Source organism: Prochlorococcus marinus str. SB (genome assembly GCF_000760115.1).
Classification (GTDB): domain Bacteria; phylum Cyanobacteriota; class Cyanobacteriia; order PCC-6307; family Cyanobiaceae; genus Prochlorococcus_A; species Prochlorococcus_A marinus_D.
In genome coordinates this window covers 1-12215 of record NZ_JNAS01000001.1, presented here as the reverse complement: position 1 = coordinate 12215, position 12215 = coordinate 1, and the positions used below count along the sequence as shown (strand labels likewise).

The 12215-nt window shown below is 32.0% G+C and carries 15 protein-coding genes; 7 read left to right on the top strand and 8 right to left on the bottom strand.

All coding sequences use genetic code 11. From position 1 onward, the window contains the following. Positions 1–21: 21 nt before the first annotated feature. On the top strand, positions 22–669 hold the full coding sequence (locus tag EV02_RS08440) for an ABC transporter ATP-binding protein (RefSeq protein ID WP_032518657.1): 648 nt from the start codon (positions 22–24) through the stop codon (positions 667–669). Then, positions 659–1567 carry an Hsp33 family molecular chaperone HslO gene (hslO, locus tag EV02_RS08445; RefSeq protein ID WP_032518656.1) on the top strand — a complete coding sequence of 303 codons (909 nt, stop codon included), beginning with the start codon at positions 659–661 and terminating at the stop codon, positions 1565–1567. The genes EV02_RS08440 and hslO overlap by 11 nt, the downstream gene beginning before the upstream one ends. Here hslO and EV02_RS08450 read toward each other — a convergent pair. The 3 genes from EV02_RS08450 to EV02_RS08460 are packed head-to-tail and all read right to left on the bottom strand — an operon-like array spanning position 1562 to position 4652. Continuing rightward, entirely contained in the window at positions 1562–2236 is a 675-nt protein-coding gene (locus EV02_RS08450; RefSeq protein ID WP_032518654.1) for a CPP1-like family protein, read from the bottom strand. The genes hslO and EV02_RS08450 overlap by 6 nt on opposite strands. A 51-nt stretch (positions 2237–2287) precedes the next feature. Continuing rightward, positions 2288–3925 (bottom strand): peptide chain release factor 3, encoded by a 1638-nt coding sequence (locus tag EV02_RS08455; protein WP_032518653.1) that lies wholly within the window; start codon positions 3923–3925, stop codon positions 2288–2290. 31 nt (positions 3926–3956) lie between these two features. Further along, a complete protein-coding gene (locus EV02_RS08460) occupies positions 3957–4652 on the bottom strand; it encodes a class I SAM-dependent methyltransferase (RefSeq protein WP_032518652.1) in 696 nt (231 codons plus the stop codon). Between the two features lie 134 nt (positions 4653–4786). Here EV02_RS08460 and nrdJ point away from each other — a divergent pair, with 134 nt between their 5' ends. Together nrdJ and EV02_RS08470 are read left to right on the top strand one after the other, a co-directional pair. After that, positions 4787–7120, top strand: a complete 2334-nt coding sequence (gene nrdJ, locus EV02_RS08465) for a ribonucleoside-triphosphate reductase, adenosylcobalamin-dependent (RefSeq protein WP_032518651.1) — start codon at positions 4787–4789, stop codon at positions 7118–7120. A gap of 88 nt (positions 7121–7208) precedes the next feature. Further along, positions 7209–7475 (top strand): RNA recognition motif-containing protein, encoded by a 267-nt coding sequence (locus EV02_RS08470; protein ID WP_032518650.1) that lies wholly within the window; start codon positions 7209–7211, stop codon positions 7473–7475. Here EV02_RS08470 and EV02_RS08475 read toward each other — a convergent pair. Beyond that, positions 7472–7666, bottom strand: coding sequence for a hypothetical protein (locus EV02_RS08475; protein ID WP_011818162.1), 195 nt, complete (start codon positions 7664–7666; stop codon positions 7472–7474). The two genes, EV02_RS08470 and EV02_RS08475, sit on opposite strands and share 4 nt — an antisense overlap. A gap of 306 nt (positions 7667–7972) precedes the next feature. Here EV02_RS08475 and EV02_RS09155 point away from each other — a divergent pair, with 306 nt between their 5' ends. Beyond that, positions 7973–8074, top strand: a complete 102-nt coding sequence (locus EV02_RS09155) for a DUF4278 domain-containing protein (protein WP_011862700.1) — start codon at positions 7973–7975, stop codon at positions 8072–8074. Between the two features lie 134 nt (positions 8075–8208). Then, positions 8209–8358: a hypothetical protein gene (locus EV02_RS09330; protein ID WP_179850896.1), complete on the top strand. Its 150-nt coding sequence runs from the start codon at positions 8209–8211 to the stop codon at positions 8356–8358. A gap of 17 nt (positions 8359–8375) precedes the next feature. On the opposite strand, the gene EV02_RS0108500 is transcribed toward EV02_RS09330, so the two are convergent. The 4 genes from EV02_RS0108500 to EV02_RS08490 all read right to left on the bottom strand — a co-directional run bounded on the left by EV02_RS0108500 (position 8376) and on the right by EV02_RS08490 (position 10911). Then, entirely contained in the window at positions 8376–8642 is a 267-nt protein-coding gene (locus tag EV02_RS0108500) for a hypothetical protein (RefSeq protein ID WP_032518648.1), read from the bottom strand. A 51-nt stretch (positions 8643–8693) separates the two neighbouring features. Continuing rightward, positions 8694–8966, bottom strand: coding sequence for a DUF3303 domain-containing protein (locus EV02_RS08480; RefSeq protein WP_032519170.1), 273 nt, complete (start codon positions 8964–8966; stop codon positions 8694–8696). Positions 8967–9213: 247 nt separating this feature from the next. Further along, positions 9214–9867 (bottom strand): hypothetical protein, encoded by a 654-nt coding sequence (locus EV02_RS08485; protein ID WP_032519169.1) that lies wholly within the window; start codon positions 9865–9867, stop codon positions 9214–9216. A gap of 336 nt (positions 9868–10203) precedes the next feature. Continuing rightward, a complete protein-coding gene (locus EV02_RS08490; RefSeq protein WP_032518646.1) occupies positions 10204–10911 on the bottom strand; it encodes a hypothetical protein in 708 nt (235 codons plus the stop codon). A 54-nt stretch (positions 10912–10965) separates the two neighbouring features. On the opposite strand from EV02_RS08490, the gene EV02_RS09095 reads away from it, so the two are divergent. Continuing rightward, positions 10966–12215 (top strand): calcium-binding protein (locus tag EV02_RS09095; protein ID WP_428844119.1); only part of this gene is annotated, 1250 nt, incomplete at its 3' end.

Here is a 12215-nt window from a genome sequence, read left to right as displayed (position 1 = left end):
ATACCTATAACTTAATTAATAATGCTTGACTTAAAAGAAATATCTTATCAACCTCAAACTGGTGAAAGAAAAATAATAGATAATTTAAATTTAAAAGTTTATGAAAATGAAATCATTTTAATTTGCGGCAATAGTGGTTCTGGGAAAACAACACTTCTCGAAATAATAAGCGGATTAACAAATCCACAAAAAGGAAAAATCACTTGGAAGAAAAAAATTTTATCTTCTAGACAAAGAAGATGGATTTGTGGAGTAGTATTCCAATTTCCTGAAAGATACTTTATAGGTACAACCATAGGGAAAGAATTAAAAATAGGCCATAAATCTTTAAGAGAAAAAAATATAGAAATAGTTTTAAATAAAGTTGGTTTGAAAAAAATTAATCTGACCCAACCACCAGAACAACTAAGTGGCGGGCAACAAAGGCGATTAGCTGTAGCAGTTCAACTACTTAGAAACCCCTCAATTCTTTTACTTGATGAACCAACTGCTGGATTAGACTATTCAATGAGAAATGATGTAAAGAATTTAATTCTTAATTTAAAAAATAAAAATACAATTATTATTGTTACTCATGAACCTGCCTTATTTGAGGGGATACCTTCTAGGATATTATTCTTGGAAAAAGGGAAAATCAAAAATTTTATGAAAGAAAATCATGCAGGATAGGATAGTTCGGGCTACTGCAGCAAATGGAGGAATAAGATTAGTTGCGGTCTTAACAACAGAATCTTCTTTAGAAGCAAAAAAAAGACACGGTCTTTCTTATTTAACCACCTGTATCTTAGGTAGAGCATTTAGTGCTTCACTACTTTTGGCAAGCTCGATGAAGATAATGCATGGAAGAGTTACTTTAAGAGTTAGATCTGACGGACCTTTAAAAGGATTACTAGTTGATGCAGGTAGAGACGGAAAAGTTAGGGGTTATGTAGGAAATCCTAATTTAGAATTAGACCTAGTCAAAAAAGGTAATAATAAATATTCTTTTGATTTTACAAAAGCATTAGGTAAAGGATATTTAAATGTAATTAGAGATAGTGGATTTGGAGAACCCTTTACAAGCACTGTTGAATTAGTAAATGGAAATATTGCTGAAGACTTAGCTTCATATTTATATCATTCAGAGCAAACTCCCTCTGCTGTATTTATAGGAGAAAAAATCCAAAATAAAAGTGTTATTTGTAGTGGAGGCTTATTAGCTCAAATTCTACCTAAAAAAGATACTGACCCACTACTAATCTCACTACTTGAAGAAAGATGTAAAGAAATTAATTCATTCAGCGAAGACTTATTTAAGTCAAAAGATAATCTTCTTTCTTTAATTAGAAATATATTTCCTGATATTGACGATAAATCAATCTCTGAAAAAGCTCGTTCCCAAGAAGTTAGTTTTAAATGCAAGTGTTCCAAACAAAGAAGTTTAAGTGCAATGAAAATGCTTGATAAGAGCGAGTTAGAGGACATCCTCAAGAAAGATGGCAAAGCAGAGTTGGTTTGTGAATTTTGTAAAAATAAATATCTTATAAATTATGAAGAGATTAAATCTATGATAGAAAATCAATCATAAAAAAATTACGCCTAGCCATAAAATAACCATGGCCGGAATACTTTGAATTTTTTGTATTGATAAAGAGTTGTTTGATACTTCCTGAATGAAAGAATTATTTTCAAGCAATCCACCAAATATTAATCCTATTGAGAGAAAGGTAACACTCCAACCCAGAGAACCTATAAATCTTTTCCCCGATTTAATTTGAGTATAAGTAAGTATTAATGTTGAGATAGAGAGTAAAAGTCTATTATTAGAGTCTGGACTGATAAATAACAAAATTAAAAATAATAGCCCAACAGATATTTTTATTGAAAGATTATCAAATGAGGGAGTAGTTATTTTTGGAAGACTATACTGACTTGAATTGTTAGAGGTATTATTTAAATTTTTTATCTTAGAAAGAAGTGGGAAATTGTTATTGGGAAATTGATTAATTTGTTTTTCTTTTTTTGAGGCACTCACAGCTTCATAGCTTACATTTCCTGATTGCCTGGCTTTCAAACTCCCCATGAGTAATTGATCAAAGGAAGATTCTATTTTCGCTTTTAAAATTAAATCTTCACCAGCCTCTTTAACTTTAATATCTCTAGCCTTCTGAATATCCTCAAAAGCAGCGCCTTCTTTTACACCTAAAATTTCGTAAGGTGATTTTTCGTTATTATTTTTATTACTGTTTGAATCCAAAATTTTTTACCAATACTAACAGATTAACTAATTTTATAATCCATTAAGACTTTATAAAACAATTGGTTCGACTCCACTAACAACGGGCGCAACTTTGTTTAAATTTAACTGATTATTGTCTTCGACAAATTGATTTAGATTCCACTCATTTTTGAAAAGAATAACTGGCCTATTCCAGCAATCTTTAACTATTTTACAGTTGAATATTCTGCCTAGTTTTTCAATGGCTGGCCATCCATCAGAAATCCATCTAGCCAATTGATATGGCATTGCTTCAAGATTTGCATCTACACCATATTCACTTTTTAATCTGTGAGTTACTACCTCCAACTGCAATTGACCAACGGCTGCGAGTATAGGGTCTCTTTTACTCTCATCAAAGTCATAAAGAATCTGAACAGCACCTTCTTCTCGAAGTTCATTAACACCCTTTCTAAAGTTTTTAAATGCTGAGGGATTTGGATTTCTTAGCCAGCTGAATATTTCAGGACTAAAGGATGGTATGCCCTCATATTCAAGATGAGCACCAGTATAAAGAGTATCTCCAATAGAAAACATCCCTGGATTATTTAAACCAATAACATCTCCAGGATAGGCATCATCAACTACTTCTCTATCTTGCCCAAATATTTTTTGTGGTCTTGATAATCTTATTGTTTTCCCAGTTCTGGAATGTTTAACTGACATATCCTTTTCAAATTTGCCACTACAAACTCTTATAAAAGCAACCCTATCTCTGTGCTTTGGATCCATATTTGCCTGAAGCTTAAAAACAAACCCACTAAATTCATCGCTTGCAGGTTCAATGTCCCCTTTATTGCTATTTCTTGAAGTTGGTTTTTGTGCCATTTTTAAAAAACTATCTAAAAACGGCCTCACACCAAAATTAGTCATTGCAGATCCAAAGAAAACTGGGGTTAAAGAGCCATTAAAAACTTTTTCTTTTTCAAATTTAGATCCTGCCTCATCAAGAACCTCCAATTCTTCAAGTGAGTTTTTAAGTAAATTTCTCTCTACATATTTTGATAGTTCTTTATCTTCAAGACTTAATCTTTTCTCATTCGATTGTTTCCCTCTCACTGCTTTATCAAATAAAATCACCTCTCTAGAAAATCTATCAATAACCCCTCTAAATTCCTCGCCACTCCCAATTGGCCAGTTTATAGGTAGGGTATTTAATCCAAGTTCTGATTCAATTTCATCAAGTAAAGAAAATGGCTCTCTTCCTGGTCTATCCATCTTATTTATGAAAGTAAATATTGGTATTTTTCGCATCTTGCAAACTTCAAACAATTTTCTAGTTTGAGGTTCTAGTCCTTTAGCAGCATCTTCCAACATAACTGCATTATCAGCAGCAGCTAATGTTCTATAAGTATCTTCGGAGAAATCTTGGTGGCCTGGTGTATCTAATAGATTAATTACTGATCTTTCATATTCAAATTGCAATACAGTTGATGTAATAGAAATACCTCTTTGTTTCTCAAGTTCCATCCAGTCTGAGGTGGCTTTTCTCTGATTACCCCTAGCTTTTACTGCTCCTGCCTGTTGAATGGCACCTCCATACAAAAGAAGCTTCTCAGTAAGAGTCGTTTTCCCAGCATCCGGATGTGAAATAATGGCAAAATTTCTTCTTTTATTTACCGCATCCAGTATTTCTTTATTATTTAGAATTTTAGTACCTAAGCTCATTTATATAATATAAGGGCCTTTCACTTAGTTCTTAAACATTACCATAGACTATTAAATAATTATCACCTTCTTCAAACACATCTAAAGAGGACAGATCATTCTCTAAGGTGAAATTTTTTAACTCTTTAAAAGTATAAGAAGCTCTTAAAGATGCATAATAATCGTTAGTTAAAATCTCATTATATTTAGTTGAACATTGTGCTTTGAGTTCTAAAGCAGACTTTTCATCTAATGGCCTTTTTAAGTCCTTGTGAAAATTTACAGTGATATTACTAGATAGACTTCTTATTGTATTGAAGAAATCTTCAAGATTGGTAATGTGATGAATCAAACTGTTGCTTACAAGTAAACTAATTCTTTTTTTAAATAAAAAATTATTTGATTTAATATCTTTTATGTCAGAACAAATGTAGCGTAAATTTTTTAATTTTTTTTGATTATTAGAAATACTTTTATTATATTCTGCTCTCAAAATCATCTCTTTAGAGCCATCTATTCCTACGACTGAAGTATTAGGCCATTTTATGGCTAACTTCTGAGAAATATTTCCTGGCCCGCATCCTAAATCAACTATTAAATCTTTTTCATCTAAAGAAATATTTTTTTTCAAAAGATATTGATTTATTTGATTAATTAGATTAACTTCCCCTTCTGAAAAATCAGCTTCGTCATAAGAAATGACCTGCTCTTTTTCTTCCATTAATTCAGGTTCGGGGACTCTTTCCATATCCTTTCTTGAAACAAAGATTTCATATTAAACATAATTCTACACAAACCGTTAAATAGTGGTAAGAATAGTTGCAGACGCCACAGGTAGAGTTATTCTTCCAGTACGGGTTATTTACATACGTTTTTTTTATCGTGACTGTTGCACCAAATAAAGCTTCTTCAGAGAGCAATTCCAATAATCTTAAAAAAGATGATTTTCCAAAGACTGCGCCAGCTGCTTATCCAGTTTTTTTCAGATCTTATAGTAGAAAAACTTCATCTGGCAAAAGAGAGAACTGGAGCGAAGTGGGCGAAAGGAATTTATCGGGATTAAAAGAATTAGGAAAACTTTCTGAAGAAGAATTAATCCTAATGAAAGAGATGCAAAGTAACCAAAAAGCTCAGCCTTCGGGAAGATGGTTATGGATAGGCGGAACCCCTTGGATTAATAAGAACCAAAATTTCTCAGGAGCATACAACTGTACCTCAACAAACTTAATTGATTGGGAAGCCTTCGCATTAATGATGGACTTAGCAATGATGGGATGTGGAACAGGTGCAATAATTGAGCCTCATTTTATAAATAATCTACCTACGGTAATTAACAAAATAAAAATTAAATCAGTCAGTGAAGTTGGAATAACTCCTAAAGATCAAAGAGAAGAAAAGTCATCATTAGAAATTAAAGGAAAAGATCTTCATATCAAAGTTGGGGATAGCAGAAGAGGATGGGTAGATAGCTATAAATATCTTCTTGAGGCATCAAGTAACGAGAGTCTTGAAAGAGAAATTGATGTTTATATTAATTTGGAAGATATTAGGCCTGCTGGAGAATCATTAAAAGGTTTTGGTGGTATGGCAAATCCTATCAAATTGAAAGATCTTTACTCCAGAGTCGCATCACTTCTTGGAAAGGCAATTGGTAGGAAATTAAGTACAGTAGAGTGTTGTTTATTAATTGATGAAGCTGCAGTAACCATAGTTGCTGGGAATATAAGAAGAAGTGCTGGAATGAGACAATTTGCTTCAGATGATAAGGAAGCCGCATCAGCAAAAGAAAATTTATGGAGTCAAGATGAGAATGGTAATTGGAGAATAGATCCTGAAAAAGATGCCCTCAGGATGGCTAATCATACTAGGGTTTATCATACAAAACCTACTTACCAAACTGTTTTGGATGCCGTAACAAAACAATTCCACTCAGGTGAGGGAGCTATTCAATTTGCTCCAGAAGCAATCGCAAGGTCAAATGCAGATATTCTCAAAGATGACGAATTGAGAAAGGAATTTATTGAAATCTACTCAGAGCAAGGTAAGGATGAAGCGAGAAATTGGATAAATAGCAGTTATGGTCCATTCTCTGAAGAAGAGCTAGACCACAGGATGAGCCGATACGGACTTAACCCTTGTGGTGAGATCTTGGGAAATGATTTCCACTGCAATTTGGCTGAAGTTCATTTAAATCAGATAGATCCTGAAAATTTTGAAGAGCAAAAAAAAGCTTTTAAGGCGGCAGCTCTTTCTGTAGCATGCTTACTTAATCATGAATTTGAAGTTGAGCGTTACAGAAAAAGTAGGGAATATGATCCTATTGTAGGAGTAAGTTTCACTGGATTATTTGATTTTTGTGTCCATGCCTTTGGGACGCCATGGTTGAAATGGTGGGAAGCAGGAAGGCCAAATAGCGAAGAAGGGAATGCCTTCAAAGAAAAGGAAGCTAAATTCTTAGATTCTTGGAGAAAGATAGTAAAAGAAACTGTATGGGAATATTGTGATAAGCATAATCTAAGGAGACCAAATAGATGCACAACAGTTCAGCCTGCTGGGACTAAAAGTCTTTTAACAGGCGCAGCTCCAGGATGGCACCCGCCAAAGGCTCAAAGATTCATTAGGAGAATAACTTTCAGAAAAAATGATCCAATCGCTTTAGCTTGCATGGATTATGGTTACTCAGTTGTTCCATCTCAATCTGATAAAGATGAAAATGGCTGCTTGCTCGATAATCCATTTGATCCAAGATGCACCGAATGGCTGGTTGAAATCCCTACAGAAGTTAGTTGGGCAAATATAGAGGGTGCAGACCAAATAGACATTAATAATTTCTCAGCATTAGCTCAATTTGATTTTTACATGCAAGTGCAGAAATTTTACACAGAGCATAATACCTCAGCAACCGTAGAATTTAAAGAAAATGAAATCGAGGATTTAGCGAAAGCTATTCATAATGCGATAGAAAACAATCAAGGATATATTTCGGCAGCATTACTTGCTCGATTTAGTGCCAACGCTACTTTCCCGAGATTACCTTTTGAGCCAATAAGTAAAGAGGAATATATTTCATTGCAAAATAAAGTAATAGAGAGGAAAGTTAATAACGATTTCTTTGATGCTCTTAATAAATATGATGTTGGAGAACTATCTGAAGCAGGACCAGCAGGTTGTGATTCAGATAAGTGCCTACTTCCTTTGGCAAAACCAAAAGATTAATTTTTGAATTATTTGTAAATAAAAAATATAAATTAGTTTTTAAAAATTTAATTTATGGCTACCTCTTAAATAGGTACATAAATTATTTATGACATTAAGCTTAAATATTGGGAAATTATTTAATGATTCCTCTAGTCATGCATTAGTGGATGAGCTGAGAAAAAGAACATCAGAAGAGGATATTTTAAATTTTGAAGAAAAATTTAACTCCAAAAACGAAAAAAATCTACATGTTTATATATGTAGATTTCTAAAAAATAGATCAATATCCAGAGGGCTAGCCTCTAGATGGTTAATAACCATAATTGCAAACAAAGAATCAAAAATTGATGCTTTGCAAAAATTAAATAACTAGGTCAGCCCTGATAGTTTCCATAAAGCAATTCCGAAAATTGAGAATCCCATTATAAAAGTAAAAGCCAAAGCATTTACCAATTGAACCTTATCATTCATTCTGTTTGCGAATGGTAATAATTGAGCAAATAATGGAGTCTCTTCAACTATTGCGGATTTTTTTACTGTAGGTTTTTTGCTTCTAGAAAACATAAAACAAATTTTATAATCTTAAAAATTTTACATTTAAAAGTTCATTAAATAAAAAATACTTCTCAAAAACGAACAAAATGTAACCTGTAAGCAATTACACAAGGATAATGTATAAATATTTATAGCAGAAACCTTATCTACCATTAATGTATTAAGTTTATTTTTTAAAGACCTAGACAAATAATTTTCTTGAATGTTATTATAAATTTGTAGCAACCGCTACCAAAACGTTCAACTTGCGTTTAGCAAGCCGCAAATCGACTTAAGCCATGGAACGGGGACTTAAGCGAAACCGGAGCTTAAAAAATGACTCTAATTTACAGAGGACAAAAGTACGTCCAGAACAAAGAAGCAGCTAAGAAGCAGCATAATGAACTAACTTACAGAGGCAAAGCCTATACAAGCTAGTTTATTGGACCAATAAATAGAAAAAGCCACTTGCAGTGGCTTTTTTATTGTCCAATCTTAGACTAAAAATAACTTAATACTTCTCACACGCATTAAAATAATATGATCTAATTGCATTTATAGATTTGATAATCATGGCAGACCAGAAACCCTTATTTAAAGCACCTTATGACATAAAAGACGTTAGTGCTCTTTTCGCTATAGTTGCCTTCGTATTAATAATTGCTGCCATAGTTGGTAATAACTTATTTGGTTTATTTCAAGAAAATGTGAATTTCGGATAGTGGAATTAGTAAGAGTTTTACTTTTTTTCAACAAGCTCAATTGCATAAACGGTATCATTACAATTATTTTTTTTGTCCCACTCTTTAGCTGCATCTGAAGTCATTTCAGCTTCAAGTGCTTCCATATCTAGGACGTTCATTATTAAATGAGATTTATGCTCGCCAGCTTGTACGAATTCATATTCTGAAACTACTTCTTGACCCATTGCTTTTATAAATCCAGAAACGTCAGATTTGAATTCTTCAAATGTGCAGCTAAAAGTTGAAATAATGAGTGTGTTCATAAAAAAGGTAACTAATTGCCTCCTTATTGTAAATTGAATTTTAATCTCTAACTATGAGTAGACTTTGGCGACTATTGGACCAGCTTCTTCATCAGTAAATACAGGTGTGGTCTCCCAATTAAGGAATTCACCCCATTCAGCTGCATGCTGATATATTGCTTTTGGATTATCTGTCTTTAAGACTATCCACCCTTCTAGAGATCCTGGGGCATGATATCTTCCAATCATCTCGACTCCAGGATAATCTCCTCCTCCTCCAAGAAATTTTTCCGCACCTTTTTGATGATATCCTGTCTTAAATGACCAGTGCTGAACGTAAAGCATTTCTTTAATTTTGTATTGGCTTTTTATTAGTAGCAAGAAAAAAAATTATTGAAAATATATTAATAACAGTTTTAAGAATTGAGTTATAAATAACTACTTTATTAACGATAATGTATGAGATTATTATTTGAATAATCCCAAGAAGTTATAGCGTTGCCTTTCTGTTACCAATTTTTGAATTTATTTTAGGCCCTAACTCTACATACTAAAGCATGACTTCTCCAACTTTTAGAAAAAGCCAAAATGATCACCTAATAATTTTTTCTTTCACAAAACAATAGCAATGTAAAAAAATGCCGCTTGACATTAAAAATTCAATAGCTTCCTGATCATTTCTTATCCTTTCGCCAAGAGTTATCCAGGACAAATCAAAATAAGAATAGAATGCAGCAACGATTAAAAAGAAAAGTGAAAACTTTTTACTAGGCAAAGCTTCTATATCAGGCCAGATTTTCCATCCCATCCACCCGAATAAAATTCCAGTAGATATGAATGAAAAATGCAGATAGTTATTCAAGCCTTTGAGATTATGTAAGTTTGTTTCCCCTTGGACATTGATTTCCCTTATAGTATCTAATCCAATAGAAGTGATTCTCTCAGCCCAACTAATTTCTTCACCAGCAGCATAAAAACAAAATAAAGTAAGTAATATCCAACAAATAGATTGTTTTATAGAACGATCTCTTTTTTTGGAAAAAAGGATTACTATACAAAACAAAAAAGAGAAAAAATATCCTAAAAATTGCAACCATTCAATTAAGCTGTCTTCCCCTTTAAAAAGATATTCAAATATATCAAATGGCAAAAAATATATCACGCCGTAGAGAATTAACAAGTATTGTACTGGGAAAACATATACTGAGGGATTAATTGCTCCCCAAGGTGTATTTATAGTTTTCATTTTTAAGATTGAATTTTTTGTAAAATAACTATAATTCAAAAACTAAATAGTTTATCTTTTTCATTTTTTTATTTAAAAACATAAATTAATTCTTATTTTTTTACTACCAAAAGCATTTGTATTTTTCAAAATTATGAATGTTTATTTAGATGAAAATGAAAACGATTTACTGGCAATTATTTATAACCATAACTTAGATGACGGATCAATATTTGATTTTATTTTTTAAGTTGTAGATGGTAAATTCTAAAAACTTTCTTGTATGACTTTTTTATGAAATTTTTTTTTTAAAAAATCTAACACTCTCATATTAAAAAATTAATTATTTCGTAGGAATCAAAAAATATAACTAAATCCTACATTTATTGATGGTTGAATCTTGTTATATGAATCGACTAAGTCTTGTGTTTTATTCATCCATTCATCAATTTTGGTCTGTACATAACTTGGCAATGGATATTCGGTATCAGTAAAGTTTTCTAATTGTGCAGGAGATATATATTGGATTCCTAGAGATATATTTGTATGAAAGTTTTTTGTATTTTTATATTTATAACCAAGATATGCAGATGGGATAAAATAAATTTTCTCTGGATCAGTTTGTATAGTTAAATTTCCGCATGCTGAGCAAGTTAATGATAAGTTCCTATATGAATAGGTTTCTTTTGTTAGATCAATTTCATGACTTAAATTTAGGTTTGAGAGTTCAGCATTACCTTGAAAATAAAAATTAGATTTTGATTCTTTTTGCAGAAAATTATGTTGGTACAATAAACCTATCCCAAAATAATCGGCTGTTATATTTCTATTTTCTACAAAAATATTTTTATGAGTAAAAAAATCCTTAGGTAAATAATTAATTCTGATTCCTAATTTCTTTTTGGGATTTAAAACCTTTATGAAATCAAGATAAATCCCCTTTTCTGATAACCCAGATCCTATTTCTTCAAATAGTTTGGGATCTGATTTTACTGAGTTTCTAGTAGTAAATGTAAATAAAACTAATAATATTTTTAAATATCGCAACCTAATTTTCCTTACCATTAGATTAAAGATATTATTGGGTAATTTAAGCGAATTATAAGACAAGTTTTTTAAATGTCTTCAGGAAGTATTTCAAACTTATATGTAATAGCAAGATACCTCTTCTCGTCTTTTTTGACTGAGAATTTTAGGAATACTGATATTTATAAAAGCTATATATTAAATCAGACTTTTAAGAAAGAAATAACCTCCGGCTCTCTAGATTTATCAAATTTCACGAATTCTTCTGAAACTTTTAAAGTTAAAAATTTAATTTTTAAACTCAAGCCAAGGAATACTTCTGATATAGAAATAGAGCTCAAATATAACGGCACAGTAACTTTTAATAAAGCTAGCTCTTCTAATAATTATTACAGTAGTTTCTCAGCTTCTTTAAATCCCACATGCCAAATAACTGATACAACAAATGGTGGAGATTCTTTACTAACTGATTTCCTTACTTTTGATCAAATAAATATATCAGGGACAGGATTTTTTGAAACTATAGATGACTTAATTTTTATTGGATTAAACTCTTCAGATGTAAATTTAAGATTTGATTCTTTAAATTTTGATTTTACAAATACAGATAATCAATCTACTCAAATAAACTTTGATGCTCAATCTGCTGATAATTACACAGTAACAAAAACTATAGATGGAACTTTAGTTGAGACAAGTAGTGTTGATGGAATAGACGATGGTAATGCGGTTTTTTCAATATCAGGGACAGTAGAAGCTGGTCAGACTTTAAGCGTTTCTACTGATACAGCTGATCCTGATGGAACGGGAACTTTAACTTATAGCTGGCAAACCTCAGATAATACAACCAGCTGGAGTGAAGTAGGAACTAGTTCAACATACACTGTAGCTTCTGCTGATCAAGGAAAAAAGATAAGAGTCAAAGTCTCATATACAGATAATGAAGGATTTTCTTCTGGAGAAATAACTACTTCTGAAAAAATTATATATTTTAATTCAAATGGAATTACAGCAGATGGAGGAAGCGGTGATGATTTATTAATTGGATCAAAGAATGTTGACACCCTAAAAGGATTAGATGGTAACGACGCAATTTACGGTGGTGATGGTGATGACAATATTGAAGGTGGAGACGGTGATGACACAATCTATGGAGAAGGAGGGAATGATACTCTTTATGGCAATGAAGGTACTGACACCATTTATGGAGGAGATGGAAATGACCTGATTTATGCAGGGAATAGTGGCGGTGCTGAAACCAGCAACACTAATGAACAGTTAATTGATGCTGGATCCGGTGATGACCGGATGTATATAAGAAGTGGTAGTAAAAACGTAAAAAT

What these genes read in the sequence shown, in the direction of transcription:
- EV02_RS08460 (WP_032518652.1), bottom strand. Translation starts at nt 4,652, where the DNA reads ATGGAAAGAGTCCCCGAACCTGAATTAATGGAAGAAAAAGAGCAGGTC.
- EV02_RS08485 (WP_032519169.1), bottom strand. Translation starts at nt 9,867, where the DNA reads ATGAAAACTATAAATACACCTTGGGGAGCAATTAATCCCTCAGTATAT.
- EV02_RS08490 (WP_032518646.1), bottom strand. Translation starts at nt 10,911, where the DNA reads ATGGTAAGGAAAATTAGGTTGCGATATTTAAAAATATTATTAGTTTTA.
- EV02_RS08455 (WP_032518653.1), bottom strand. Translation starts at nt 3,925, where the DNA reads ATGAGCTTAGGTACTAAAATTCTAAATAATAAAGAAATACTGGATGCG.
- EV02_RS08480 (WP_032519170.1), bottom strand. Translation starts at nt 8,966, where the DNA reads ATGCTTTACGTTCAGCACTGGTCATTTAAGACAGGATATCATCAAAAA.
- hslO (WP_032518656.1), top strand. Translation starts at nt 659, where the DNA reads ATGCAGGATAGGATAGTTCGGGCTACTGCAGCAAATGGAGGAATAAGA.
- EV02_RS08440 (WP_032518657.1), top strand. Translation starts at nt 22, where the DNA reads ATGCTTGACTTAAAAGAAATATCTTATCAACCTCAAACTGGTGAAAGA.
- EV02_RS0108500 (WP_032518648.1), bottom strand. Translation starts at nt 8,642, where the DNA reads ATGAACACACTCATTATTTCAACTTTTAGCTGCACATTTGAAGAATTC.
- EV02_RS08475 (WP_011818162.1), bottom strand. Translation starts at nt 7,666, where the DNA reads ATGTTTTCTAGAAGCAAAAAACCTACAGTAAAAAAATCCGCAATAGTT.
- EV02_RS09155 (WP_011862700.1), top strand. Translation starts at nt 7,973, where the DNA reads ATGACTCTAATTTACAGAGGACAAAAGTACGTCCAGAACAAAGAAGCA.
- EV02_RS08470 (WP_032518650.1), top strand. Translation starts at nt 7,209, where the DNA reads ATGACATTAAGCTTAAATATTGGGAAATTATTTAATGATTCCTCTAGT.
- EV02_RS09330 (WP_179850896.1), top strand. Translation starts at nt 8,209, where the DNA reads ATGGCAGACCAGAAACCCTTATTTAAAGCACCTTATGACATAAAAGAC.